This is a genomic window from Nocardia sp. CA-128927 (genome assembly GCF_050955855.1).
In the GTDB taxonomy this organism is placed as follows: domain Bacteria; phylum Actinomycetota; class Actinomycetes; order Mycobacteriales; family Mycobacteriaceae; genus Nocardia.
In genome coordinates, this window is record NZ_CP192087.1 from 10317078 (window position 1) to 10342046 (window position 24969).

The window sequence follows — 24969 nt, forward strand, 5'->3', positions numbered from 1 at the left end:
TCGTCACTTGTAGCTGTTGAACTCCCACGGATCGTGCGCACTGAATACCGAGACCTCGACGCCGTGGTCGCGAACCAACTCGCGGAGGCGAGCCTGGGTGCCGACGCGCAGGTCGTGATGGACCTCCGAGGTGGTCTGCACGATGTCCATGACGGGATGCGTGGTCTCCTGCGCGCGTGGCGCCGGTTTCACCATCGCCGAAATCGCCGGATTCCTGCGCGCCACCCCCAGCGACACCGAACTCCGCATGGGCATGGCCCGCAAGGCCCTCGAACTCGACGAAGACATCGCCCGCCTCACCCGGATGCGCGACAGCCTCCGCCACGCCTCGACCTGCACCCACGAACCCCTCGTCGAATGCCCCGACTTCAAAACCACCATCGAAGGCCCTGCACCCCAGGCGATTCGGGCGCGAAAGCCGCGGCAGGCTTGATCCGCCTAGTCAGCCGACTGCGGTGATCCCTTGATGAACCAGTTGATGATTTCCTCGCCTGCGAGGATGCCGGTGGCGCGGGTGACGGTGAGGTTGGGGTGGGTCCAGTTGAGGTGTTCGAGTTCGCCATGCCTGGGGCGGATGGCGTAGTCGGCGCTGCGCAGCATCTCGGCGTCGAGGGCGCCGTCACCTGCGGCGAAAGTCTTTGCCTCGGTGCCGAGTTCACCGGATTCGAGGAGCCGGCGGCGGACCTCCGCGACGGCGTGGCTCTTGCAGACGACGTCGGGCATCGAGTAGATCTTGCGGCCCTGCTGGGAGGCGGACCAGCCGCGGGCGCGGCACCAGGCGTCCCACTCGGCCAGGAAGCCCGCGGGGACTTCCTTGGGGCGCACGACCAGGTAGCAGAAGAGGTCGTCGGCCTCACGGAACTTGGTGACCCACGAATCGTCGATGCGGGCACGGAGTTCGGCGGTGACCTCGGAGAGGGTCGCGCCACCCGCGCGGACCTTGGCGTCGATGTCGATCCGCCAGCGCAGGTCCGGCACGCCGTCGACGAGGATGTTGCCGCCGTTGCTGGTGATGGCGTAACGCCATGGGGCGCCGGGTAATTGGATGCGCGCGAACTGCTTGATGGTGCGCGTGGTGGTCGGTATGACCGCCGCGGGCTCGGTGAGCGTCTGCATGCGCAGGGCCGCGGCCGTCGTCATGAACGACAGCGGCGCACCCTCGAGGTGCTCCACGCAGACGGTCGGTACCTCGGTGGTCGCGCTGAAGGCGTTGCGCGAGTAGATCATTGTTCGGTCCAGGTCGGTGGCGACCAGCGTGTGTCTTCGTAGCTTTCGTAGCTCCATCATGTCTGCACGTCCTTGATCAGTCCCATACACGAGTAGGCCAGGTCGGGCACGACCTCGACCGGCACGCCGCGGGCCGCGGCGAGCAGGCGAATATGCGCGTGTTCGGGCGCCTCGGCCTCCCGAACCAGCACCAGCGACGGCATCCGCCGCAACAGCACCCGGGTGGTCTCGCCGACGCCGGGCTTCACGAAATTCACACTGGCAATGCCATATTCGGCGCGGACCTGCTCGACCGAGGACCAGCCGGTCCAGGTCGGCCTGCGATCGCTGCCGCGAACGGCCGCCACTTCCGCGGGTACCCGATCGCGGACGGCATCGAACGCGGCACTCACCGTGTCGAGCAGGCGCAGGGAGACATCGTCACCGGCCAGTTCGCGGTAGAACTTGGCGCCGTGGAATTCGCCGGGTCCGATCAACGTGTCGTTCAGCACCGTGCGGGAAACCAAGCCGGACACGGTGGAATTCAGGCAGGCCGAGGCGATGAGGAAGTCGTCGCGCGTGCCGTAGGTGCGGACACAATGTCCGGGATCGGCGAGCACGGCGAGCTCGCCGTTGAACCGGGCGCCGCCCGCCGCGTGATACGCGTCGAGGGCCTCGGCGAGTTCCCGCGTGATGGCACCCTTGCCGGTCCAGCCATCCACGAACACGATCGAGGCCGGATCATGATGCCGCGCAAGGTAATCCAGCGCGACGGCATCGATACCGCGGTCCCGCACGATCGACACCGCATAGTGCGGCACGTCGAGACTCGGCAGTTCGGCACCGCGGCCGGATTGCAGCCACCGCCGCATCAGGATGCCGATCGGGGTGCCCGCCCGCGCCAGCGACACCAGCACGATGTCGTCGCCGCGTTCGGCCACCACGAGTTCCGCGACGGTCGCCACGGCCAGCGCCAGCCGCTCGGCGCTGTCGGCGAGCACCTCGTCGAACAGCGAACGGTAGGCGGCATCGGGCTGGTACTCGATCGGCAGCGACTCCGCGTAGTGCGCGGCGCCGGACTGAATGCGTCGTTCCCGGACGGCCACGTCGGCCTCGAGGTCGACGTCGGACAGGTCCTTCAGCAGCCAGGAAACCTCCTCGGCCGCATACGAACCGAACGCGGGGCCGTGCAGCGGCTCGGGCAATGCCAAGCCTCCGCTGCGCTCGGCGTGCAGGGTACGCGGATCGGCGCCGGGCAGCACCGCGACCAGCACATCCGCACCGGAGGCGGTCAGTACGTCGACCAGCCCGCCGTCCGCGACGAGCTCCTCGGTATCGGCCGGTGGGTCGATGACGACCACCAGCACCGGATCACCCGACGCACCAGCGGAATCCGCCTGCCGGGCAACATCCGATCGACCGGAGAACTCCGCCGCCCAGTGCGCGTTGTACAGATAGCGCGGCTGCTCCTGACCGGATTCCGGTGCGGTGAAACGGAATCCACGACGCAGCGGATACCCGGGTTCATCCAGCACATAGGCCGGTGACCGCGTGGTGGTCTGGTACCGGGTGGGCGTACCGGACTCGGCCAACTCCGCCGCCAACCGCAGCGGCAGGTACATCAGCTCCTCGTGCGCGAGCACGATCACCGGCCGACCGGGGAACTCCGCCGCGAGCCGCGCGAGCAGCGCATCGTTCGCGGCACCGACCGCCGCATCGAACGCGTTGGTGTCCGAACGCAATACGCCGTGCCTGCCGCCTTCCGGCACCGAAGCAGGCCACGGCAGATCGATCCGCGTGAACGAGCCACGCTGCGCGGCAACCGGATTCAGTTCGGATTCCGGCAGCTCCGCGACCGCGTCCACCAAACCCTCCGGCAGCACAGTGTGTCCCGACGCCAGGCAAACGGTGTCGATGCTGGCCCCCAGCTCCGCCGCCGCTTTGTCGAAGGCGGTGCGATCCGCCTCGAGCCGCATATCCACCAGCGAGGCCAGCACGTAATGCGAGCGCGGCGAGAAGGCGTGCAGCGCCCGGATCGCGTCGAGTGCGGTGGCGCCGGTGGAGATCTCATCGTCGACCAGCACCAGCGGAAGATCGTTGACGAAGATATCGGCGGGCATGGGTTGCAGTTGATGCGAGGTGGCGTGCGAATGCCCCTCTTCGAATCCGGTCAGGGTTTCGGCCTCGGCGACGTCACGCCGCGTCGAATGCAGATAGCCGACCGCGCCGATGCGCGCCGCGACGCAATGCCCGAGTCCCGTTGCGGTTTCGGCGAAGCCGAGCACGAGCGCCTCGCGGTCGCCGAGCACCGCACGCACCAGATCGCCGAGCCGATTCCCGCCGTCGAGCACGACCCGGGGATCGGTCGGCAAGTGCTTACCGAGCACGGTGGACACCAGCAGATGCGCCCGCTTCGGATTGCGGCGCAGGCCAGGCTGAATCAGCTCCGCGATCGCCAACTCGGTGGGCAGCGCGCTGGCAGTCCGGTCCTCGACCGCACCGTAGGACTCTTCGTGTTGCAGCCGAAGGCCGAGATTCTTTGTTGCCCAAGGAATTCCAATGATGTCGAGCGCGGCGCCGCTCATACCGTCACCAACGCCGTCAACAGATCCACGAACGAAACTCCCTTATTGGCCACACCGAACACCCGCGCCCGCAACAGCGTCTGCCGCGCCCAACTGCGGTGCGGGCGCATCTCATTCATCTTGTTCCGATATCCCGACGCCGCGACACCGCCGACATCCACCTGCAGGATGTCCAACGCGTCCGAGTACTCCTCGTGCGTCACCACCGACAGCGCGTGCACCGCCGCCACATGCGACGGATGGATCACCGTTTTGCCCTGGATCCCGTTGGCCCGGTCCAGGGTGATCTCCCGCAGCAACCCGTCCAGGTCCCGGCTCACCAAGTACTGCCGGAACGGCACCGCGTCGGATTCCTCGAACGGCGCGGTGCGCAGTAACGGCCGAAACATCCGCTCATGGTCGGCGAAGTACTCCCAGACCGGCCCGGTGATCACGAAACCGGTCCCGTCCGCGCGCCCGAGATAGTTCACGATGTCGGCGATGACATCGGCGACCACTCGCACGTCGTAGATGGTCAGATCGCGGTCGCGCCGAATGCCGAACGTGGAACACATGTCGGTCGCGCCGACCCGCACCGCGAGCACCCGCTCCCGATGCTCGGCCAGCAGCTCCGCGATCAGCGTCAGCTCGTGATCCCGGGTCTGCCGGTGCACCAGTCCCGCCGATTCGAGCACCGGCATCCCGTAGATGGGCCGGTCCAGCCGCTGCACGGCCGCGTTCAACGCGCTCAGGTACTTCGGCCCGGTGGTGCTGTCGAACTTGGGAAACACGAACCCGGTCAAGACCGCGGCGCCCGCACCCAACTGCTCGACGATCTCGGTGATCGTTTCCGCGTCGCGTACCCGGACGAACAGCAGCGGATTCGAATCCCCGTTGGCGGCAAGCAGATCCAGTGTCTCCACGGTCTGCCGCTTGGCGAACTCGACCTCGTGATCGGCGACCGCGTCCTCGAGATCGATCACCATCGAGCACACCCCGCGCTCGGCGCGTTTGCTGATGGTCAGTGCCAGGTCCGGCCGGGTGGCCGGCGCGTACAGCGTCGCGCCGAGCGCGACGGCCAGTAGTTCTCGATCGGTGTAGTCGTCGCCGAACGGCTCCGGCTCCCGATGAAAGAGATTCCGTGCCTCGGGGCCGTGCAGCTGCCGGAAGTGGCGCAGCGGCACACGCTTCCGCAGGGAAACTTCCCGCTGGACGGCGATGCCTGCGGTCATCGTTATCCCACCCTCATTCTCGTCGTGGTCCTGCTTGTTTTCTCATTCGATCCACTACCCCGGCGATGAAGTCGGTGATGGTATCCAGCTCCGCCACATAGGCCCAGTAGTCGGGGTGCCGCCCCGTCAGTGTTTCGCTGATTCGATCGATCCGGGTGGCCTGCGCATCCAGCACAGAGCCCCATTCGGTGACGAGCCCGCGACTCACCGCGAGCATTTGGGCGTCCCGCAGCCGAAATCGTACGGCCTTGGCTTTCTCTTGCGGGTCGGACCTGACCTCACGCAACGTGGCCAGCCGTTTGGTGACGGCGTCGACCTTGTGTTCGGCCTCCGTGAGATACCCGCGGGCGGATGTGGTCAGATCAAGTGCAATCTCCGGGTTGTTCTCCGCCGCTGCCGCACGCGCCCGGCCCAGGGCAGCATCCGCGGCGTCGATGGCTCGCTGGCTTTCCCGCTCATTGTCGGCCAGATCCGCCGAACTCGCAGCGTTGAATTCGCGCAGCAACCCCGAGTAGGCCGGTGCCAGCCCCTCGGCCCTGGTCCGCGCGGCGGCCAGCCGGGTGGTCACCGAGGAGATCGCGGTCTTCGCGGCGGCGGCCCGAGATGGCGCCTGCGCCAACGCATCCGCCAGTCGTTTGCTCGCCGCCTCCAGCCGGTTCGCGGCCTCGCGCACCGTCGCGGGCGGCGCGCCCGGACCGGCCGCTTCCAATGTGATGAGAGCCTCATCCACGGCGGCGGCGTGTTCGCGCACCGAGGGATAGTTCGCGTACTCGGACCCGGCCGCCTGCCCGCGCACCCCCGCCGCGGCGATCTTCACCTGCTGGGCCAGCTGCGGCACGGTGTTGAGCACCGAGACCGCGTTCTCCAGCTGGGCCTGATTGCCGCGATAGAACTCGTCGACCGCGCGGGCCGCGTCGGTCAGCTGCCTGGTCACCGTTTCGGCCTGCTGCGGCCCCTGCGACAGCTCGGTTCCGTCGCGTTCGGCCTGCTCGAGCTGCTCGGTCAACGTGACATACGCGCCGGCCGCGCCGTAGCAACGGCTGCGCACCGGCTCCCAGGCCACGGCCATCCGGCGGTCCGGGAACACCTGCTCGGCCGCGTGCACCGCCGCCTCGGCCGCGCTCTGACGCTTGTCCATGTCGAGGAACGCGGACGCCAGCGCCTGTCGCGCCTCGGCGATCCATTCGTTGTTCCCGGCGGACCGGAACCAGCCACGTCTACGACCTACCACGCCCCGATCTTAGAGATCTCCCGTGTTCACCGGGGGTTCTGCGGGTTCCTACGCAAGTTCGCGGAAACCTACTACTGTCGTAAGGCGTACCCGGCGATTCGGACATGCTGGGAACCAATGACGGACTATTGAAAGGGAATCCCGCATGGGTGTCAGTTTGTCCAAGGGCGGCAATGTCTCGCTGACCAAGGCGGCGCCTAACCTGACCGCCGTCGCCGTCGGCCTAGGGTGGGACGTTCGGACCACCACCGGGGTTGACTTCGACCTCGACGCCAGCGCGATAGCGACCGGCGCGGACAAGAAGGTGCTTTCCGACCAGCACTTCGTGTTCTTCAACAACCTGAAGTCGCCGGAAGGCGCCATCGAGCACGCGGGTGACAACAAGACCGGTGAGGGCGAGGGCGATGACGAGGTCATCAACGTCGACCTGGCCAACACCCCGCCGACCATCGAGAGCATCTTCTTCCCGGTCTCGATCTACGACGCCGAGACGCGGCAGCAGTCGTTCGGTCAGGTGCGCAACGCCTACATCCGCGTTGTCGACCGCAGCAGCAACGAAGAGCTGGCCCGCTACGACCTCACCGAGGACGCCTCGACCGAGACCGCCATGGTGTTCGGCGAGCTGTACCGCAACGGTGCGGAGTGGAAGTTCCGTGCCATCGGTCAGGGCTACGCCGCCGGTCTCGCCGGTATCGCCCGCGACTACGGCGTGAACGTCTAAGGAACACTTCGAGGTTCGGAGGGGGCCCAGCGACGGGCCCCCTCGTTCTGCGCCCGGGCCGACCGGGACGACCCTAGATCCACCGCGGCCGCGGTGGGCGCGGCACCGTTGGACATCCGGCGGTTCAGCGGCCACGCTGGTATGAGCGGCGCCAGATCGGTTTCATCAGACAAGCGCTCGGACGGATGGACGTCCGGCCGACGCAAACGAAAGGTCCCCGCGTGGTCCTGCGCATTTTCGGCATGTCAATCATCGTGACGGTGCTGTCGCTCGCCGCCGCGCTGCTCTACGGAGGACCGACCGCGCTGGCGCTGGCCGCGATCCTCGGCATCCTCGAAGTGTCCCTGTCCTTCGACAACGCCGTCATCAACGCGACCGTGCTCGAGCGGATGAGCGCGTTCTGGCAGCGCATCTTCCTCACCATCGGCGTGCTGATCGCCGTGTTCGGTATGCGTCTGGTGTTCCCGCTGGCGATCGTGTGGGTCACCGCGGGACTGAACCCGGTGAAGGCCTTCGACCTGGCGCTCAACCCGCCGGCCGACGGCGCCGCGAACTTCGCCAACGGCGACCCGAGCTACGAGACGCTGCTCACCGACGCGCATCCGCAGATCGCCGCGTTCGGTGGCATGTTCCTGCTGTTGCTGTTCCTGAACTTCATCTTCGAAGAGCGCGACATCACCTGGCTGTCCTGGCTGGAGCGCCCGCTGGGCAAGCTGGGCAAGCTCGACATGCTGTCGGTGGTCGTCGCGGCCATCGGGCTGGTGCTCACCGCGGAACTGATCGCGGCCGACGACGAGCGCGCCACCGTTCTCGTCGCGGGCCTGCTCGGCATGGTCACCTACATCGTGGTGGACGGCCTCGGCTCGATGTTCCACACCGAGGAACACACCGGCGACGGTCCGTCGGAGCTGGTCAAGGCGACGGGTAAGGCCGGGTTCTTCCTGTTCCTCTACCTCGAGGTGCTCGACGCGTCGTTCTCCTTCGACGGCGTGATCGGCGCGTTCGCCGTCACCTCCGACCCGATCATCATCGCGCTCGGCCTCGGCCTCATCGGCGCCATGTTCGTCCGCTCGATCACCGTGTACCTGGTGCGCAAGGGCACGCTCTCCGAGTACGTGTACCTGGAGCACGGCGCGCACTGGGCGATCGGCGCACTGGCGGTCATCCTGTTCATCTCGATCGGCGTGCACATCAGCGAGCTGATCACCGGCCTGGTCGGCGTCGCGTTCATCGGTGCGGCGTTCATTACCAGCGTCATTCGCAACCGGCGCGAGGACGACGAGAAAGTGGACAGCGAACGAGAGCCGACCCCGGTAGGCTGATTTCGGCAGGCAAGCCGAAGACTCGCGCGGCAGCGGCCCCTCCCTCGGGAGGACCGCTGCCGCTCCCATATCTACTGCCCGAGGGGGATCACGCCGATGGCGAACGACAGCAACGCCGGTGGGGTCAACCTGTCGAAGGCGACCCTGTCGAAGGCGACACCGAGCATCAACCTCACCAAACCGGGTGAGCAGCAAGGCAACATGCGGGTCAACCTGAACTGGTCCACCGGTTCCAAGGGTTTCTTCCGCCGGGCCAAGCCGGTCGATCTCGACCTCGGCTGCCTCTACGAACTGGCCAACGGCACCAAGGGTGTCGTGCAGGCGGTCGGCAACAACTTCGGCGCGCTCGACGCCGAGCCCTACATCCAGCTCGACGGCGACGACCGCAGCGGCACCGCCACCGGCGGCGAGAACATGCACATCAATCTCGCTCGGCCCGAACTGTTCCGGCGTGTGCTGATCTTCGCCTTCATCTATGAGGGGGTGCCGAACTGGGCCGCCGCCGACGGTGTGGTCACCCTGTTCCCCACCGCGGGCCCGCAGATCGAGGTGCGCCTCGACTCCCCCGTGGACGGCGCCCGCTCCTGCGCGATCGCGCTGCTGCAGAACCAGGGCAGCGGGATCACCGTGCATCGGGAAGTGCATTACATCAACGGCGCGCAGAAAGAGATCGACGAGGCCTACCGCTGGGGCATGAACTGGCACAGCGCTCGTAAGTAGTTCAGCGCTGGTAGGTAGTTCAGCGCACTGCGACCACGGGGCGGGGCGTGACGGTGGGTACCGCCGCGGGTTTGCGCGAGGCGAAGACCAGGCCGATCAGGCCGACGGCAAGTCCGGCAACGGTCAACGGCCGCAACGGTTGATCGATCAGTACCCAGGCGAGCAGCGCGGTCACCGCGGGGGTGGCGAAGAACAGTCGGCCGACCCTGGTGGCGTCCCAGCGCCGCAGCATCGAGTTCAGCAGCAGGAACGCGAACATCGAGTTCACGAACACCATCCAGGTGAGTGATCCGGCGAACCTGGTCACATCCGTCACGTGCAGCTGACCGGTCAGCCAGGCGAGCAGCCCGGCAACCGGCGCGCTCACGACCACGTGCACCGCAGTCGACGCGCGGGAATCGACGTCGGGTACGAATCGCTTCTGATAGACCGTGCCGATGCTCAAGCCGAGCAACCCGATCACGCACAGCAGCAAGCCGATCCGGGAGAAGTTCGACTGATCCATGACCGCCATCGCGACTCCGACACCACCGATGCCGAAGCCGAACCACTGTCGCGCCGTGACGGTTTCGCCGAGCACCCCGGCGAACAACGCGATGACCACCGGGTTCAAGCCCTGCACCAGCGCGATGACCGCGCCGGACACATGCTCGCCCATCGCCGTGTAGAACGCGCCGAACTGCACCGCCTGCATCAGCAACCCGGCGATGGCGACGTGCCGCCACTGCCGGCCGCTCGGCCAGGTCGCGCGCACGACGAAGGCGTACCCGATGAGCAAGACTCCCGCGATCGCGTAGCGCGCGAACAACACCATCATCGGCGGCGCGGCACCGACCCCGACGATCCCGGCGATGAACGCGCTGCTCCACAACACGACGAACAGCGGCTGCGCGGCCACCGACATGAACTGAGCCTTCACGGACCCTCCTGAGCTAACCACCTTAGATGGTTACTACCGTGGCAGCTTCTCACGTAACCTGTCAAGGTGGTTACTATGAGAAGGTGTTCACCTTCGTCAGCGGCAACCTCGCCCTGGATTTCGCGGGCACCGTCAAGGCCCGTACCGGTTCGTTCGACGACGCCCTCGACACCCCCGCCGACCTGGCCGACTGGCTGGTCGCCGCCGAGTTGCTCGACCGTGCACCCGAGTGCGACGCGGCGACGTTCGACCGCGCCGTGCGGTTGCGCGAGGCGGCATACCGCATGGCCAGCGCCGTGATCCGGGGCGAACCACTCGCCGACGCCGACCGCCGCATCGTGAACGACTGCGCCAAGGGCGAACTCCCCGCGATCACCCTGCGACCCGACGGCACCGTCGCCCGCTCGGGCACCCCCGCCGCCGCACTCACCGCGATCGCCCGCTCCGCCATCGAACTCCTCGGCGGCTCGGCCTCGATCAAGGAATGCGGCCGCCCCGAATGCACCCGCCTCTACATCGACGCCTCCCGCGGCGGCAACCGACGCTGGTGCGACATGACCATCTGCGGCAACCGCGTCAAGAGCGCGTCCTTCCGCGCGCGGCACACCCCCGAGTGAGGCGCTGACCAGTACGTTCGGTGGACATTCAGACCACGTTCAGTCGGCTCCCGATGCTGTAGGCGATCGATCGCCCACCTCTTCCGGCGATCCGACGCGAACTGGAGGAACCGATGACCACCACCCCGAATGTTCTCCTCGTGCACGGCGCCTGGGCCGACGGGTCCTGCTGGAACAAGGTGATCGAGCGCCTGCTCGACCGGGGCTTCGGCACCGTGGTGGCCAGTCAGCTGCCGCTGCGTGGCTTCGCCGACGACGTCGCCGCCGTCACCCGCGACCTGAACGCGCTGACCGGACCCACGATTCTGGTCGGCCACTCCTACGGTGGCGCGGTGATCAGCCAGGCCGGTTCGGGCCGGACCGACGTCACCGGGCTGGTATTCGTCGCCGCGTACACCCCCACCGCGGGCCAGTCCGCCTTCCAGATCAACCAGGAATTCGGGCAGGAGCTGCCCAGCGGTGCGGACCTGGTGAACATCGGCGCCGAGGACACCCCGGACCTGATCATCGCCCGCGACCGCTACCACGTCGACTTCGCCGCCGACGCCGACCCGCGCGAGGCCACCCTGCTCGCGGCCACCCAGAAGCCGACTTCGGTGCTCTCCCTTGCCGGTTCGGGTTCCGCGCGGCCCGCGTGGGAGACGCTGCGGGACAACACCTGGTACCAGATCTCCGAGTTGGACGCGATGATCCACCCGGACCTGGAGACCAAGATGGCCTATCAGGTGGCCACCGAGGACCACATCGTTTCGCTGGCCACCGGGCATGCCTCGATGGTCACCGAGCCGGACGCGATCGCCGACCTCATCGCGCGGGCCGCCGCCGGTCAGTGAGCCGGGCGGCACCTGTCAGCCAGTGTGCACGCCATCGGCCGCCGCGCCGAGTAGATCGCCGATGAGTTCGAGATACCTTGTCGCGCCGATTGTTTCGGCGTGCGAGCGGGCTTCCCAGCGCAGCTCACCGGCGCGTTCGAGGTCGCCGCTGGCCTGGCGGACCGCGGCCAGTTCCAGCAGCGCCGGGATCAGTTCGACCGGCGAGTCGTAGCGGCGCAGCAGGGCGACGGCCTGATCGAGCAGCTCCGCATCAACGCCGCCCGGGGCGGCCGAAGCCATTGCGCGCAAAGCCCTTCCGATGGTGCCGGGGGTATCCCATTGCCGGGCTACTTCGAGTTCGGCGGCGGCAAGATCCCAGGCCTGTTCGCGCTCGCCGAGGCGCACGAGTTCCATGGCCGCGGAGCTGCGCCACGGGATGTGGGCCGGGTTGCGGATGCCCACCGCGCCGACGCGGCGTCCGCAGTCCAGGAAGTGGGCGATCGCCTGGCGGGAGTCGCCGCGCGCGGCGCAGAGCATGGCCTTGACGTGGATGACCACTGTCCACTCCCAGGTTTCGGGGTTGGCGTGGTCGGTCACGCTGTCGAGCCACTGCTCGGCTTCGGTCAGGCGACCGAGCCCGAGCAGGGCGTGCACGTACTGGGCGACCAGCGCGAGCGGCGGCCGGATGGATTCGTCGCCGAAGGTGCCGACGGTCGGTGCGACCTCGCGCCGCGCCTGCTCGTAGTCACCGCAGCGCAACAGCACCTCCGAGCGCAGGATGAGGCGATAGACGTCGATGGTGCCGAAGTGGTGATCCTTGCGCTGTTCGCTGAGCTGCCTGGCCAGCGCGAGGTCGCCCGCCCACATGGACAGATGGGCGAGCAGTCCGATCAGCTGCTGCGGCAACACATCCCAGCCGCGAGCCGGATCCGGTTCAGCGGGGAAGCGGGCGCAGGTTTCGCGCGCGGTGTGCTCGACCCGGAAGGCGTCGTGCCAGGTGAGCACCGCGGTGGTGATCTGATCGGTCGATCCGGTGGCGCGCAGTGCGGCGAGGAAGTCGCGCCACGTCGTCGAGGTCAGTCCGGCGACCGCCCAGGTAGCCGATCGAATGTTCTTGGCGGCCAGCGGGTCTCGCTCTTCGGTCTCGGCGAGTACCTCGGCGATCAGTGCCATCGCCGCACCGGCTTGCGAGCGCGTCGACATCGTCCACGCCAGTGGAATGAGCGCGGTCGGCGCAACGCGACGGTCGCGCTGACTGTGCAGCGCTTCCTCCAGATGTGCGCGGGCCGCGGCCGGGTTGGTCCACAGTTCGAGCTGGCCGAGGCGAACAAGGATGTCGTCGCGGTCCTGCGGCGCGGTGATGCGCAACGCCGCCGCCAGCTGCTGAACCGCCTCGGCGATCCGGCCGCGGCGCAGGCATTCCTCGGCCGCGTCCAGCAACACCACCGTCCACCGCGCGTACTGCACACCGACCAGGTCACGCAGGTAGGCCGCGACCTGTCGGGCCGAGTATCCGGCGCTGCGCGCCTGCTCGGCGGCGATCCGGATTCGATCGGCGTCGCCGCGGCCACCGAGCCAGCGAATCGTGTTGCCGATCAACGGATGACGGAAGGTCGGCGGTGTCGCCGAGGCCAAAATGCCGGTGGCGGCGAGCAATTCGCAGCGATGACGCACGACGCAGGCCGGTTCGGCGCAGGCCGCGGCGAGCACCTCGATGGTCGGTGCGTCGTCTTGCAGCACGGCGAGCGCGCGCAGCATGGCGACCCCGCTCGGCGCGTATCGGCCGAGCAGTCGGCTGATCGAGCGCGAATAGCAGCCTTCCGGTAGGTATTCCGGAATTCGGCCGTGGTCGCGGAGTGCGGCCAGGTCGGTGATCAAGGCGTCGGCCAGCAGTGGGATGTCGGCGGCCGCCTGCTGGATATCCGCGGCCAGTCCCGGCGGGCATACCGTCCCGGTGCGCCGTTCGTACAGTCCCTCGATCGCGGCGACGCTGAGTCCGCTCGGGCGCAATACCGCGACAGCCGTCGGTTCGAGTTGCGCGTGCAGGTCGAGAATCGCGGGCTCCCAGGAGCGTTCGTCCAGTGCCAGCACCAGGAGAACGCGCGTCCGACGTAGGCGCGGTGCGACCGTGGTCAGCACTCGCGCGGAACGCTCGTCCATCTGTTCCGCGCCGTCCACCAGTACGACCAGTGGTTCCGCTGCCGATTCTTGAATCAACTTGGTGGACAGCGCTTCTGCTATCTGGGCGTCGGTGTCCCGGGGAGAGATCGCGGAGCCGACAAGCTCTGCGACCAGACCGAGCGGCGCTGCACCCTCGTAGGGTGGCAGCAGATCGACCCGCCGTGCGCCGGGCACCCGCCGCGCCACCTCATCGAGCAGCTGGGTCTTGCCGAAGCCGGGTCGCCCCGAGATCACCACCAGCCCACCGTTGCCCGCGGCCGCGCGCTCCGTCCACGCAACGATCCTGGTCAGCTCGTGGTCTCGCTCGAGTACCAGCGGGGCTGCCGCGTCCGGCTTCGGTGTCGGCCACAGCGCCCCCACCATGGCGAGACGGTGTTCGACTCCGTTCGTGCCCGAAAGTTCTTGTACCGCAGACTTTTCCGGGTTGACTACGGCTACACCATCGGTCGGACCAGGCACTTCGGCGGCCGGAGTTCGGGTCTCACGAACCGCTGACCCATCTGCTAGCGCTGCCGCGGCAGACGGAGCCTGCCGCACCATACTTTCACCCGCCAGGATCTGCTTGTGGAGTGCGCGAAGCTCTTCGCCCGGCTCCACACCCAGCTGATCTACCAGCAGATTTCGGGTCTCGCGGTAGACGTCCAACGCTTCGGACTGGCGACCGTGCGAGTACAGCGCGCGCATCAGCACCGCTCGCGGGCGCTCGCGCAGTGGGTGTTCCGCGGTGAGCATGCGCAGGCGGTCGATCACCTCATCGGAACGGCCGAGTGCCACAGCGACATCGAGGCTGTCCTCGACGACGGACAGGCGGCGTTCGGCCAGTGCCGCACGTTGGCGTTGTGCGAAAGGTCCGGGCAGTCCGGCCAGCGGTTCGCCCGAATACAAGGCGAGGGCCTGGGCATATCGGTCCTCGGCGAGCGACCGATCACCCGCTTCGCGCGCACGGGCCGCCTCGCCGACCAGCCGGTCGAACACACCGAGATCGGTCTGTTCGTCCTCGATCCGCAGCTGATATCCGCCATGACCGGAGAGCAGCACAGCGGGCGGCGTCCGCGGCCTGCGGTCCGGCTCGAGCACCCGGCGCAGGGCTGACACGTAGGTCTGGATCACGCCGACGCCGCTGGCCGGGGGCACACCGTCGTACAGCGCGGCGAGCAGACTCGACGCCGACACCCACTGCCGCCGCCGGAAAGCCAGCACGCACAGCACCGCCCGCCGCTGCGGCGGGCCGAGCGGGAGGACCTGCCCGGCGAGGTGCGCTTCCACCCCGTTGAGCAGCGTCAATCGCAGCACAGCGGGCGACAGCGTGCCCGCCTCCGCGTGATCCATCCGTTCATCCACCGCCTCGATGTGTCGCTCAGCCCGATCAGGGTAAGCGGACCGGTGTCCTGTCGGCACGGCCCGCCTTTACCGCGTAGCCCGGCATGCACCGAGGCTGCGGTATCTGGTCGCGGCTCGATCAGCTCCTGAGCTGGACGGATGGCAATCATCGAGCAACCGATGCGTGGTGCCCGGCCTGCTGTGCGTCGAGGGGGCAGTGACGCACCTCGCAGAGCAAAACTAGGAGGCGGGACAACCCTGCGCGCCGCAGTCGAAGTCGTGATCACCTACTACTCCGCAACCGGAGCCAGGAACGACAGTCCGGCTCGCAGGGATTCTGCGCAAGGTGCGTGCGCGATCGTCCCGAATCCATTCTGGTCGACAACCGGACACGTCGCCGAGGCTGCCGACTCGGACCGGGCTAACTCAAGCCGAGCCGATGGGCGTGGGCGATCGCCTGCGGCCGGTCGCGGACGTGGAGTTTCGCGAACAGTGAGTTGATGTGGCTCTTGACAGTGCTGACCCCGATGAACAGCTCCTCGGCGATCTCGGAGTTGTTGCGCCCCTTGGCCATCAACGTCAGCACATCGAGTTCCCTTGCGCTGAGCCCCAATTCGGCTACCGCAGGGGCGACCACATCAGGCGGCGACAGCGCGGCGACGAGACGCTGGCCGACCTCGGCGGCGAAGGTGGCCTGCCCACCGGCGACCGACCGGATGGCCGTGGCGATCTCGCGACGACCCGCGTCCTTGGTCAAATACCCACGCGCACCGGCACGCAACGCGCCCGCGATCGATTCGTCGTCGGCATAGGTGGTCAGCACCAAGACCGCAGTGCCGGGATGGTCCGCGCTGATCGCGGCGGTGGCGGCGACGCCGTCGAGGATCGGCATCCGCAGATCCATCAGAACGACGTCGGGCGCGAGACGGTGCACCAGCTCGACCGCTTCGGCGCCGTCACAGGCCTCGCCGACCACCTCGATATCCGGCAGCAGCGAAAGCACGGTCGTCAGACCCTCCCGCACGATGGTCTGATCGTCGGCGACCACCACCGTGATCACCTGCGCGGCAACGTCATTCGCACTGTCCATCGGTCACCCGCCTTTCCCGCCTCGACCTTGCCGCCCAGTGCGCCGATCCGCTCGCGCATGCCGAGCAGACCCGCACCCATCCCCGAGGCCGACAGTAACCCGATCCGGTCGGACAGCGGATTCGACGCGACCAGTTCCACCTGCTCCGCGCCGACCCGCAGCCGCAGCTCGACCGCCGCGCCCGGCGCGTGCTTGCGCGCATTGGTCAGCGACTCCTGTGCGCCGCGGAGCAGCGCGACACTCACCTGCTCGCCGAGGTGCTGAGCATCGCCGTCCAACCGCAGGCTCACCTGACCGCCCGCGTTCCGATGCTCGGCTGCCAAACGGTCCAATTCGATTGGCAGATCAAGACTTTCGGCCCGCAGCGCACCGACGACCTGCCGTGCGTCATCGAGCCCCGCCGCCGCCAGCTCCCGCGAGGCCCGGACCTTGTCGGCGGCCCGTTCCGTCTCGCCCGCCTCCAGCAGTGCATCAGCAGCGTCGAGTTGCAGCACCAGTCCACCCAGGGTGTGCGCGAGCACGTCGTGCACCTCGCGGGCGATCCGCCCACGTTCGGCAAGAGCGGCGGCGCGGTCGCGTTCCGCGCGCATCTCCCGGCTCTGCTCCACCAGCAGGCGATTCTGCTCGGCGGTCACCCGAAACTGCCTGCGGCTCAATCCCAGTAGCGCCACCAACAGCACACCGGCCAGCATCCCCAGGTAGCCGCTCGGCGCGCGGTGCGCCGCCACCGACGACACACCCATCGCGATCAACTCGGCACCGATGATCAACGCCCCGAACAGGATCGAGTGCTGCACCAGCGCGAAACCGGCGAACGCGGCGACGAGCAGCGGGATCAGCGAGCCACCGGCCTGCGCGACCGTCAGACCGCCGAACACCGCCATCGTGGCGATCGTTGCCCTGCTCAGCCACGGCCTGCCCGCCGGACCCACCGCCCAGACCAGCAGCGCGAGCCCGGCGATACCGATCATGACGAGGATCGGGATCCCCTGCCGTGCGAGCTGGTCGTCGCGGAGCAGGGCGCCCATGGCGATGACCCAGGTCAGGCGCAGCAGCCTGCTCGGGGTCGTCGGCGCGATGTCCGTGCCTGCCGGCATTCGCTCAGTGTGCCCGAACCATCGGCCGCGAACCGGTCAGTCGTTCCGCCCGCGCCGCGATGACCAGCATCCGGCCCAGCCGGTTGACCGCGAGCAACGCGATGATCGCGCCGACCGAGACGACTGCCTCGGCGCCCATGCCGACCGCAACCACGTCGACGCCGATGCGCACCGCGATGAGCACCACCCACAGCGCCGAGGCGACGGCACCGGTACGCACCATCAGTTGCCCGCCCTGCCGAGCGAACTTCGACAGCACACCCATCAGCGCGCCGACCCCGAGCCCGAGCACACCCTCGAAGACCAGCAGCGCGATATCCACGGTGTGCACCGCGGGAGCGTTGTCCGAGGACGCGAAGAGCACCACGCCGACGATGCCGAGAATCAGCGGTCCCCGCCACATCCGGGCCGGATCGAACGGCCGCCACTGATTCTGGCGGTAGATGATCCAGCCGAGTATCACGATCACCAGCAGGGCCGTGAGCAAGTTGTTCGAGGTCATGCCGTAAGACTCCGGGAATCGCCGGTTGTCCGGCACCACCCGAGGGTGGAGCGGTGGGTGGAATCCGGGGACTACCCGACCGGGATCAACTCACCTGGCGCGAACCGCGGCACCGCCGGCGGTACCGGCCGGAAGCCGCGCGGGTGCGCCCGCAGGAACAGGAAGAACAGCGCGACCAACAGCACCGCCCGACCCCACACCCCGAACTGCACGAGCTTCTCCATCTGCTCCGCGGGTCGGCCCGTGCCCAGCGCATAGAAGTACCGGAACACGCCAATGCCGAGGGCCGCGTCGGCGACGAAGTACGCCGCTATCGCAGTCCACGGCACCTCGAGCAGCACCAGGAACGGCACCAGCCACAACGTGTACTGCGGCGAATGCACCTTGTGGAACAACAGGAATCCACAGAGCATCGCACCGCTCACACCGACCCACGGGAACACGCCGGACGCGATGTACCGCTTCCAGCCGAACCACATGGCCAGCGCGAACGCGGCGAGCACCAGCGTCGGCGAGGCGACCGACACTACGTCCTGGAACACCTTCTCGCTCTGCGCGTCCGCGCCGAACAGCGGCCGAAGTCCCCAGTACCAAATGGAATTCGTGGTGATGTCGGCCTGCCGCAGCTGCTGAAAGGTGATCGACGCGCGCCAGCCCTCGTACCCGGCCAGCGCGAACGGCAGGTTCACCACGATCACCGTGCCGATCGCCGCACCGGCCGTCAGCAGTGCGCCACGGACATCCAGACGCCGTTCGTCGGGGTCGCGTTCGACACCGCCGGTGAGCACGTACGCCAGCAGCGGCAGCACGAAGATCCCCGGGTAGAGCTTGAGGCAGAACCCGATGCCGAGCAGGATCGCGGCCAGAATTCCCCTGGTGCGCAACGAGTATCTGGTCAAGGTGGCGACCACATAGACCGCGGCGACGGCCGTGAAAACCACCGGAAGTTCCCAGTTGTGGAAGGCGTAGAGCACCAGCGGCGGCCCCACCGCCCACAGCAGCGCCGCGCGGCCCGCGAGCCGGGCCAGCATCCAGGCGGTCAGCAGCGCGAACGGCGCGAGCAGTAGCGCCGAGTGTCGCAGGAACTCGGCGTCGTTGTCCGCGCCGAGCGCACCGAGCCACATCAAAGTGCCGCTGAGCACCGGATATTCGACCGCGCCGCCGACCAGCGTGCCGTCCTCGGTGATGCCGCCTTGTACATAGGGAAAGACGTGTTCGTTGATGTCGCGGCCGAGCCAGAGGAACTGGATATCGGAGTAACAGACGTCCGAATCCTTGGTGGTATCGAATACCGTGCTGCGGCCATCCGCCGTGAACGGCGCACCCGCACACCGCGCCTTGTTCGCATACCCGAGCGCGAGAGTCAGCCCGCACAGCACCAGCACCACCGCCGCCAGCGCCACGCGACGTGTCACGCGGCGCGCGATCAGGTCGCTGGTGGCGAGTCCGGTCGGCATGTGGACCACCCTAAGCGGCGAGATACGCCAATGCCCGCGTTCCCTCGCCGAAGGGATCGATTTCAGTGGTCAGGGGCGGTTCATGTAGCCTTGTCGGGTTGCTGACGCAACGACCCTCCTGCCACGGAGAGCCCGTGGCCGTTTCCTAGTCCACAGGAGGTGATTGGTCCGTGCGTCATTACGAAGTGATGGTTATCCTCGATCCCAGTCTGGACGAGCGCACCGTAGCCCCGTCTCTCGAGACGATGCTCACCGTGGTTCGTACCGAAGGCGGCAAGGTCGACAAGGTCGATATCTGGGGCCGCCGCAGGCTTGCCTACGAGATCGCCAAGCAGGCCGAGGGCATCTACGCGGTGGTCGATCTGACCGCGGAGCCCGCGACCGTGAGCGAACTCGACCGCCAGCTCGGCCTGAACGAGACGGTGTTGCGCACCAAGGTTCTGCGCCACGACAAGTAGTCCGGCAACCCTCGATTGCGTCGGTGCCTATCTCTAGGCTCTAGCGCAACAGCGAGACGCGGACTGCACACCGAGCAGGAGGAACCACATGGCAGGCGACACGGTCATCACCGTCATCGGAAACTTGACGGCCGACCCCGAGCTTCGATTCACGCCCGCGGGAGCGGCGGTGGCTAATTTCACCGTCGCGTCGACACCCCGGATGTTCGACCGTAATTCGAACGAATGGAAAGACGGCGAAGCGCTGTTCCTGCGCTGCAATATCTGGCGCGAAGCTGCGGAAAATGTCGCCGAAAGCCTGACCCGGGGTTCCCGAGTCATCGTGAGTGGGCGGCTGAAGCAGCGCTCCTACGAAACCGCTCAGGGCGAGAAGCGCACCGTCGTCGAGCTCGAGGTCGATGAAGTCGGCCCCTCGTTGAAGTACGCCACCGCGAAGGTCAACAAGACCAGTCGCGGCGGCGGTGGCGGTGGCGGTGGTGGCTTCGGGTCCGGCGGCAGCGGTGGCTCCGGCGGCGGTAGCGCCCCGGCCGGCTCCGGTGGTGGCGGTGGACGTTCCGGCGGTGCCGAGGACGATCCCTGGGGCAGTGCGCCCGCGGCCGGCTCCTTCGGGGGCGGCGGCCGCGTAGATGACGAACCGCCGTTCTGATAACGGCAACTCATAGGTCTGCCTCGCGTGGACCATCACTGATTACGGAGTAAAAGACCATGCCTAAAGCGCCAGCGCGCGAAAAGGTGCTCAAGAAGAAGGCCTGCGCATTCTGCAAGGAAGCCAAGTCCGGAATCGTCAACATCGATTACAAGGACACGGCACTGCTGCGTAAGTACGTCAGCGATCGCGGCAAGATCCGCGCCCGCCGCGTCACCGGCAACTGCGTGCAGCACCAGCGTGACATCGCGGTTGCCGTCAAGAACTCGCGTGAGGTGGCCCTGCTTCCTTACGTGTCGACGGCTCGCTGAGTAAGGGAGACACGCAAATGAAGTTGATTCTGACTGCTGACGTGGACAACCTCGGTGCGCCCGGCGACACCGTCGAGGTCAAGGACGGCTACGGCCGTAACTTCCTGCTGCCGCGTGGACTGGCGATCGTGGCCAGCCGCGGTGCCGAAAAGCAGGTCGCAGGCATCCGGCGGGCGCAGGACGCGCGCAAGGTGCGCGACCTGGATCACGCCAACGAATTGAAGCAGGCCATCGAGAACCTCGATGCTGTCTCGCTCTCGGTGAAGACGGCGGGCACCGGCAAGCTGTTCGGCTCGGTGACCCAGGCGGACGTCGCCTCGGCCATCAAGTCGGCCGGCGGGCCCGTGGTCGACAAGCGCAGCATCGAGCTGCCGAAGTCGCACATCAAGTCGACCGGCAAGCACGGCGTCGTGGTGCACCTGCACCCGGACGTGATCGCCAAGTTCGACCTGACGGTCGCTGCCAGCTGATATAGCACCACCTCGAAGACCACTCCCGTGTTCGGCACGGGGGTGGTCTTCGGCTGTGCGACGCTGACCACTCTTCTGAATAACTAACTGTTTGCCCGTCGGGCAGCACTGCCATACGGAACATTCTTGGCTAATCGCCGCTGGTCACCGGGGTTCCCGGTAACGGGCCTGTGGATTACTTGGGAAACCGACCGGTGGCAATGTGATTCAGCTCATAACCGATACATGTGCTGTTAACTCAACACGCCCGGCTGTTCAACTTGACCGACACGCCGCAACTTTGTTCATCCACACGTGGATAGCTTCGGAAATCGATATCTATCTGCGGGTTTTCGCGGCATGACCTTGGTTTTCCCCAAGTTGTACACAGGGGGTGCACACGGTTAGGTGAACAGTCCCCAACTTATCCACAGGTGTGTGCACAGTAGGGTTTGTTGACCACCCTCGGGTCGCCTAGGTTCGTCGCTACGTCGTGAAATGCGCGGCGTCGAACGTCCGGATCCATGGATATCGCAACGGTAGCTAGAACTCGCAGGTGGCTCCAACCATCGTGCGGGCGGCCGCCGCTGCCACTGCGGCCGACGTGTCGTAGCCCGAGAGTAGAACCAGTCATCAATAGGGTGAGCCCCGGTGGGTGGAGAGAGGACAGTCGATTCTCATGGCAGTCGTCGATGACCGAGGGCATGCGAACTTCCCGCCCGAACCGCCCGGCGAGGACTTCGGGCGCCAGCCACCGCACGACATGGCGGCCGAGCAGTCCGTGCTCGGCGGCATGCTGCTGAGCAAGGACGCGATCGCCGACGTCATCGAGGTCATGCGCCCCGGCGACTTCTACCGTCCCGCACACCAACTCATCTACGACACCATCCTCGACCTCTACGGTCGCGGCGAACCCGCCGACCCGGTGACCGTCTCGGCAGGCCTGGACCGCCGCGGCGAACTCAAGCGCATCGGCGGACCCCCCTACCTCGTCACGCTCACCCAGACCGTGCCCACCGCGGCCAACGCCAGCTTCTACGCCGAGATCGTCGCCGAGAAGGCCATCCTGCGCCGCCTCGTCGAGGCGGGCACCCGCATCGTCCAGTACGGCTACGCGGGCGCCGACGGCCAGGACGTCGCCGAGGTCGTCGACCGCGCCCAAGCCGAGATCTACGAGGTCACCGAACGCCGCACCACCGAAGACTTCCTCCCCCTCGAGGAACTCCTGCAGCCCACGATGGACGAAATCGACTCCATCGCCAGCCGCGGCGGCATCTCCCTCGGCGTCCCCACCGGCTTCACCGAACTAGACGAACTCACCAACGGCCTACACCCCGGCCAGATGATCATCGTCGCGGCCCGACCCGGCGTCGGTAAGGCGCTGGCCCTCGACACACCTCTGGCGACCCCCACCGGCTGGACCACCATGGGCGAAGTCCGCGTCGGCGACGAACTCCTCGACGCCAACGGCCACCCCACCCGCGTCGTGGCAGCCACAGACGTCCTCACCGACCGCCCGTGCTACCAGGTCGAATTCTCCGACGGCACAGTGCTCGTCGCGGACGAGGAGCACCAGTGGCTCACCGTTGCCCGATCCCGTGGGTCTCAGCTGGCAGTACGGACAACTGGCGACATCGTCCACACCCTTCGCACTGCGGATGACGACCTGAACCACGCTGTACCCGGCACAGCGCGTTCCATATCTCGGCAGATCGTGGACGTCCGCAAAATCGACACGGTCCCCGTGCGTTGCGTCGAGGTCGACAACGGCGACCACCTCTACCTCGCCGGGCAGACCATGGTGCCCACGCACAACTCCACGCTCGGTATGGACTTCATGCGGAGCTGCTCGATCAAGCATGGCCTGCCGAGCGTCATCTTCTCGCTGGAGATGAGCCGCACGGAAATCGTGATGCGTCTGCTGTCGGCGGAGGCGAAGATCAAGCTCGGTGACATGCGCTCCGGGCGGATGAGTGATGACGACTGGACCAAACTGGCGCGGCGGATGAGTGAGATCAGTGAGGCACCGCTGTTCGTCGACGACTCGCCGAACTTGACCATGATGGAGATTCGAGCGAAGGCACGACGACTCAAACAGCGCAACGATCTGAAACTCGTTGTGGTGGACTACCTTCAGCTGATGAGCTCGGGTAAGAAGGTCGAATCCCGGCAGCAGGAAGTCTCGGACTTCTCGCGAAGTCTGAAACTGCTCGCCAAGGAACTCGAGGTTCCGGTGATCGCGATCAGCCAGCTGAACCGTGGTCCCGAACAGCGAACCGACAAGCGCCCCATGGTGTCCGACCTTCGTGAGTCGGGGTGCCTGCCCGCAGCTACCCGCATCCTCCGGGCTGACACCGGTGCGGAGACCACCCTGGGCGAGCTCCTCGCCAGCGGGGAACAGCCACTGGTGTGGTCGCTGGACGAGCGCATGCGGATGGTCGCTCGCCCGATGGTCAAGGTGTTCCCCAGCGGACGCAAGGAGGTGTTCCGGCTGCGCCTGGCCTCCGGGCGCGAGGTCGAAGCCACCGGCAACCACCCCTTCCTGACCGTCGACGGCTGGATTCCGCTGGAGAAGTTGGCCATTGACGATCGCCTGGCTACTCCGCGTGTCGTTCCCGAGCCGGTGCAGACCACCCGGATGGCGGATGCCGAGGTGATCCTGTTGGCGCACATGATCGGTGATGGTTCCAGCGTCAAGCGCCAGCCGATCCGCTACGCCAGCATCGATGAGGAGAACCTCGCGGCCGTCACCGAAGCGGCCACCCATTTCGGTGTCACTGCCGCACGCGACGACTACGCGGCGGCGCGCGTGACAACGCTGCGGTTGCGTGCCCCCGAACGCCTCACCCACGGCAAGCGCAATCCGATCGCCGCATGGCTCGATGAACTGGGCCTGTTCGGCTTGCGCAGCTACGAAAAGTTCGTCCCCCAGCCCGTTTTCACACTCCCCAACGACCAGGTCGCACTGTTCCTCCGCCACCTCTGGGCGACGGACGGCTCGGTGCGCTGGGACGCCAAAGGCAATCAAGCGCGCGTCTACTATGCCTCGACCAGCCGCCGTCTCGTCGACGACGTAGCGCAGCTACTGCTTCGCCTCGGTGTGCACGGACGAATCAAGCAGGTCAGCAAGACCGGCTATCGACCCTGCTGGCACCTCGTGATCGATGGTTCGGACAATCAGACCATTTTCCTGCGAGACATCGGGGTGCACGGCGCCCGCGGCAAGGCCGCGGAAGCGGCACTGGTCGAGCTGGAGCCGATGGTGCGTAACACCAACGTCGACACCGTGCCCAAGGAAGTCTGGACCAAGGTCCGAGGCTTGCTGTCCACCAAACACATGACGCACCGCGAGTTCTCGGCAGCAATGGGCTCACGCTTCTGTGGCTCGACCATGTGGAAGTGCTCCCCCAGCCGGTCACGTCTCGCCCGCGTCGCGGCGGTCCTCGACGATGCCGATATCGAAATGTTCGCCACCAACGATGTCTTCTGGGACAAGGTTGTCGAAATCACCAGCCTCGGCGAACAGGACGTCTACGACGGCACCGTCCCGGGCACACATAACTTTGTGGCACAGGGTATTTCAGTGCACAACAGCCTCGAGCAGGACGCCGACATGGTCATCCTGCTGCACCGCCCCGACGCGATCGAACGAGACGACCCGCGGGGCGGCGAAGCCGACCTGATCGTCGGCAAGCACCGTAACGGCCCGACCGCCACCATCACAGTCGCCCACCAGCTGCACTTGAGCCGGTTCGTGGATATGGCGCGCGGCTAAGGGAAGTTCGACCGGTGCGTGGACGGGCTGAGACATGCAGGGTCGGCCGGCAGATGCGCTCTTAGATGTGGCTGTCGAGCGTGCACTCTCGATCAGCTTGAGGTCGAAGTCGGCCGTGCCCTTGAAGACCGGGTGATCACCGGTCTTACCGATTGCAGGCGATCCGACGAGGAGGTGCGGCTGTGAGCGGTGTCGGGGCAGCAGCAGGCTTTGCGTATCAACATGCCCAAGCGGTGCATCGGGTTCTCGACCTTGCGGCGGACCCCGCTCTCGGATTCGTTCGCGTGGAAGCCACGAACGATGTGGTCGACGTGGAGACATACACCCTCGACGAGAGCC

The 24969-nt window shown here is 67.0% G+C and carries 22 protein-coding genes; 11 read left to right on the forward strand and 11 right to left on the reverse strand.

Translation table 11 applies throughout. The features are described 5' to 3' along the window. Positions 1–3 precede the first annotated feature (3 nt). On the reverse strand, positions 4–150 hold the full coding sequence (locus ACQPW1_RS47910; RefSeq protein WP_433660562.1) for a hypothetical protein: 147 nt from the start codon (positions 148–150) through the stop codon (positions 4–6). On the opposite strand from ACQPW1_RS47910, the gene ACQPW1_RS47915 reads away from it, so the two are divergent. Then, positions 143–433 (forward strand): MerR family DNA-binding protein, encoded by a 291-nt coding sequence (locus tag ACQPW1_RS47915; RefSeq protein WP_433660563.1) that lies wholly within the window; start codon positions 143–145, stop codon positions 431–433. The genes ACQPW1_RS47910 and ACQPW1_RS47915 overlap by 8 nt on opposite strands. 5 nt (positions 434–438) lie before the next feature. Here ACQPW1_RS47915 and ACQPW1_RS47920 read toward each other — a convergent pair whose 3' ends face one another. Genes ACQPW1_RS47920 through ACQPW1_RS47935 form a run of 4 tightly spaced genes read right to left on the reverse strand, consistent with a single transcriptional unit; the run spans position 439 to position 6233 of the window. Beyond that, a complete protein-coding gene (locus ACQPW1_RS47920; protein WP_433660564.1) occupies positions 439–1287 on the reverse strand; it encodes an HAD family hydrolase in 849 nt (282 codons plus the stop codon). Next, positions 1284–3791 (reverse strand): phosphoribosyltransferase, encoded by a 2508-nt coding sequence (locus ACQPW1_RS47925; protein WP_433660565.1) that lies wholly within the window; start codon positions 3789–3791, stop codon positions 1284–1286. The genes ACQPW1_RS47920 and ACQPW1_RS47925 overlap by 4 nt, the downstream gene beginning before the upstream one ends. Then, positions 3788–5002 (reverse strand): HpcH/HpaI aldolase/citrate lyase family protein, encoded by a 1215-nt coding sequence (locus ACQPW1_RS47930; RefSeq protein ID WP_433660566.1) that lies wholly within the window; start codon positions 5000–5002, stop codon positions 3788–3790. The genes ACQPW1_RS47925 and ACQPW1_RS47930 overlap by 4 nt, the downstream gene beginning before the upstream one ends. Before the next feature lie 13 nt (positions 5003–5015). Further along, the gene (locus ACQPW1_RS47935) at positions 5016–6233 is read right to left on the reverse strand and encodes a hypothetical protein (RefSeq protein WP_433660567.1); all 1218 of its coding nucleotides are present in this window, start codon (positions 6231–6233) and stop codon (positions 5016–5018) included. 145 nt (positions 6234–6378) lie between these two features. Here ACQPW1_RS47935 and ACQPW1_RS47940 point away from each other — a divergent pair, with 145 nt between their 5' ends. From ACQPW1_RS47940 to ACQPW1_RS47950, 3 genes are all read left to right on the forward strand, one after another. After that, positions 6379–6954 carry a TerD family protein gene (locus tag ACQPW1_RS47940; RefSeq protein ID WP_135234051.1) on the forward strand — a complete coding sequence of 192 codons (576 nt, stop codon included), beginning with the start codon at positions 6379–6381 and terminating at the stop codon, positions 6952–6954. Between the two features lie 221 nt (positions 6955–7175). After that, a complete protein-coding gene (locus ACQPW1_RS47945) occupies positions 7176–8276 on the forward strand; it encodes a DUF475 domain-containing protein (protein WP_433660568.1) in 1101 nt (366 codons plus the stop codon). Between the two features lie 96 nt (positions 8277–8372). Beyond that, positions 8373–8996: a TerD family protein gene (locus ACQPW1_RS47950; protein WP_433660569.1), complete on the forward strand. Its 624-nt coding sequence runs from the start codon at positions 8373–8375 to the stop codon at positions 8994–8996. Positions 8997–9015: 19 nt separating this feature from the next. Here ACQPW1_RS47950 and ACQPW1_RS47955 read toward each other — a convergent pair whose 3' ends face one another. Continuing rightward, positions 9016–9915: a DMT family transporter gene (locus tag ACQPW1_RS47955; protein WP_433660570.1), complete on the reverse strand. Its 900-nt coding sequence runs from the start codon at positions 9913–9915 to the stop codon at positions 9016–9018. 83 nt (positions 9916–9998) lie between these two features. Between ACQPW1_RS47955 and ACQPW1_RS47960 the strand changes: the two genes are divergently transcribed. After that, the gene (locus ACQPW1_RS47960) at positions 9999–10532 is read left to right on the forward strand and encodes a CGNR zinc finger domain-containing protein (protein ID WP_433660571.1); all 534 of its coding nucleotides are present in this window, start codon (positions 9999–10001) and stop codon (positions 10530–10532) included. Between the two features lie 113 nt (positions 10533–10645). After that, on the forward strand, positions 10646–11365 hold the full coding sequence (locus ACQPW1_RS47965) for an alpha/beta fold hydrolase (protein WP_433660572.1): 720 nt from the start codon (positions 10646–10648) through the stop codon (positions 11363–11365). Positions 11366–11380: 15 nt separating this feature from the next. Here the strand turns inward: ACQPW1_RS47965 and ACQPW1_RS47970 are convergent, their stop codons facing one another. From ACQPW1_RS47970 to ACQPW1_RS47990, 5 genes are all read right to left on the reverse strand, one after another. Beyond that, positions 11381–14854 (reverse strand): BTAD domain-containing putative transcriptional regulator, encoded by a 3474-nt coding sequence (locus ACQPW1_RS47970; protein WP_433660573.1) that lies wholly within the window; start codon positions 14852–14854, stop codon positions 11381–11383. Between the two features lie 412 nt (positions 14855–15266). Next, positions 15267–15935, reverse strand: coding sequence for a response regulator (locus ACQPW1_RS47975; protein ID WP_433660574.1), 669 nt, complete (start codon positions 15933–15935; stop codon positions 15267–15269). Continuing rightward, the gene (locus ACQPW1_RS47980) at positions 15902–17032 is read right to left on the reverse strand and encodes a sensor histidine kinase (RefSeq protein ID WP_433660575.1); all 1131 of its coding nucleotides are present in this window, start codon (positions 17030–17032) and stop codon (positions 15902–15904) included. The genes ACQPW1_RS47975 and ACQPW1_RS47980 overlap by 34 nt, the downstream gene beginning before the upstream one ends. Before the next feature lie 4 nt (positions 17033–17036). After that, positions 17037–17534: a hypothetical protein gene (locus ACQPW1_RS47985; RefSeq protein ID WP_433660576.1), complete on the reverse strand. Its 498-nt coding sequence runs from the start codon at positions 17532–17534 to the stop codon at positions 17037–17039. Between the two features lie 71 nt (positions 17535–17605). Continuing rightward, the gene (locus ACQPW1_RS47990; protein ID WP_433660577.1) at positions 17606–18991 is read right to left on the reverse strand and encodes a glycosyltransferase family 87 protein; all 1386 of its coding nucleotides are present in this window, start codon (positions 18989–18991) and stop codon (positions 17606–17608) included. A gap of 170 nt (positions 18992–19161) precedes the next feature. Between ACQPW1_RS47990 and rpsF the strand changes: the two genes are divergently transcribed. The 5 genes from rpsF (at position 19162) to ACQPW1_RS48015 (ending at position 24630) form a co-directional block, all read left to right on the forward strand. Further along, positions 19162–19449, forward strand: a complete 288-nt coding sequence (rpsF, locus tag ACQPW1_RS47995; protein ID WP_433660578.1) for a 30S ribosomal protein S6 — start codon at positions 19162–19164, stop codon at positions 19447–19449. Between the two features lie 88 nt (positions 19450–19537). Next, complete coding sequence (locus tag ACQPW1_RS48000; RefSeq protein ID WP_433660579.1) at positions 19538–20095, forward strand: single-stranded DNA-binding protein; 558 nt, start codon at positions 19538–19540, stop codon at positions 20093–20095. Positions 20096–20154: 59 nt separating this feature from the next. Continuing rightward, positions 20155–20406: a 30S ribosomal protein S18 gene (rpsR, locus tag ACQPW1_RS48005; protein ID WP_014989074.1), complete on the forward strand. Its 252-nt coding sequence runs from the start codon at positions 20155–20157 to the stop codon at positions 20404–20406. Between the two features lie 17 nt (positions 20407–20423). Next, on the forward strand, positions 20424–20876 hold the full coding sequence (gene rplI, locus ACQPW1_RS48010; RefSeq protein WP_433660580.1) for a 50S ribosomal protein L9: 453 nt from the start codon (positions 20424–20426) through the stop codon (positions 20874–20876). A 658-nt stretch (positions 20877–21534) separates the two neighbouring features. Then, on the forward strand, positions 21535–24630 hold the full coding sequence (locus ACQPW1_RS48015) for a replicative DNA helicase (protein WP_433660581.1): 3096 nt from the start codon (positions 21535–21537) through the stop codon (positions 24628–24630). Positions 24631–24969 lie beyond the last annotated feature (339 nt).

What these genes read in the sequence shown, in the direction of transcription:
- ACQPW1_RS47915 (WP_433660563.1), top strand. Translation starts at nt 143, where the DNA reads ATGTCCATGACGGGATGCGTGGTCTCCTGCGCGCGTGGCGCCGGTTTC.
- ACQPW1_RS47910 (WP_433660562.1), bottom strand. Translation starts at nt 150, where the DNA reads ATGGACATCGTGCAGACCACCTCGGAGGTCCATCACGACCTGCGCGTC.
- ACQPW1_RS47920 (WP_433660564.1), bottom strand. Translation starts at nt 1,287, where the DNA reads ATGATGGAGCTACGAAAGCTACGAAGACACACGCTGGTCGCCACCGAC.
- ACQPW1_RS47925 (WP_433660565.1), bottom strand. Translation starts at nt 3,791, where the DNA reads ATGAGCGGCGCCGCGCTCGACATCATTGGAATTCCTTGGGCAACAAAG.
- ACQPW1_RS47930 (WP_433660566.1), bottom strand. Translation starts at nt 5,002, where the DNA reads ATGACCGCAGGCATCGCCGTCCAGCGGGAAGTTTCCCTGCGGAAGCGT.
- ACQPW1_RS47940 (WP_135234051.1), top strand. Translation starts at nt 6,379, where the DNA reads ATGGGTGTCAGTTTGTCCAAGGGCGGCAATGTCTCGCTGACCAAGGCG.
- ACQPW1_RS47950 (WP_433660569.1), top strand. Translation starts at nt 8,373, where the DNA reads ATGGCGAACGACAGCAACGCCGGTGGGGTCAACCTGTCGAAGGCGACC.
- ACQPW1_RS47965 (WP_433660572.1), top strand. Translation starts at nt 10,646, where the DNA reads ATGACCACCACCCCGAATGTTCTCCTCGTGCACGGCGCCTGGGCCGAC.
- ACQPW1_RS47970 (WP_433660573.1), bottom strand. Translation starts at nt 14,854, where the DNA reads ATGGATCACGCGGAGGCGGGCACGCTGTCGCCCGCTGTGCTGCGATTG.
- ACQPW1_RS47975 (WP_433660574.1), bottom strand. Translation starts at nt 15,935, where the DNA reads ATGGACAGTGCGAATGACGTTGCCGCGCAGGTGATCACGGTGGTGGTC.
- ACQPW1_RS47980 (WP_433660575.1), bottom strand. Translation starts at nt 17,032, where the DNA reads ATGCCGGCAGGCACGGACATCGCGCCGACGACCCCGAGCAGGCTGCTG.
- ACQPW1_RS47985 (WP_433660576.1), bottom strand. Translation starts at nt 17,534, where the DNA reads ATGACCTCGAACAACTTGCTCACGGCCCTGCTGGTGATCGTGATACTC.
- ACQPW1_RS47990 (WP_433660577.1), bottom strand. Translation starts at nt 18,991, where the DNA reads ATGCCGACCGGACTCGCCACCAGCGACCTGATCGCGCGCCGCGTGACA.
- ACQPW1_RS48000 (WP_433660579.1), top strand. Translation starts at nt 19,538, where the DNA reads ATGGCAGGCGACACGGTCATCACCGTCATCGGAAACTTGACGGCCGAC.
- rpsR (WP_014989074.1), top strand. Translation starts at nt 20,155, where the DNA reads ATGCCTAAAGCGCCAGCGCGCGAAAAGGTGCTCAAGAAGAAGGCCTGC.
- rplI (WP_433660580.1), top strand. Translation starts at nt 20,424, where the DNA reads ATGAAGTTGATTCTGACTGCTGACGTGGACAACCTCGGTGCGCCCGGC.
- ACQPW1_RS48015 (WP_433660581.1), top strand. Translation starts at nt 21,535, where the DNA reads ATGGCAGTCGTCGATGACCGAGGGCATGCGAACTTCCCGCCCGAACCG.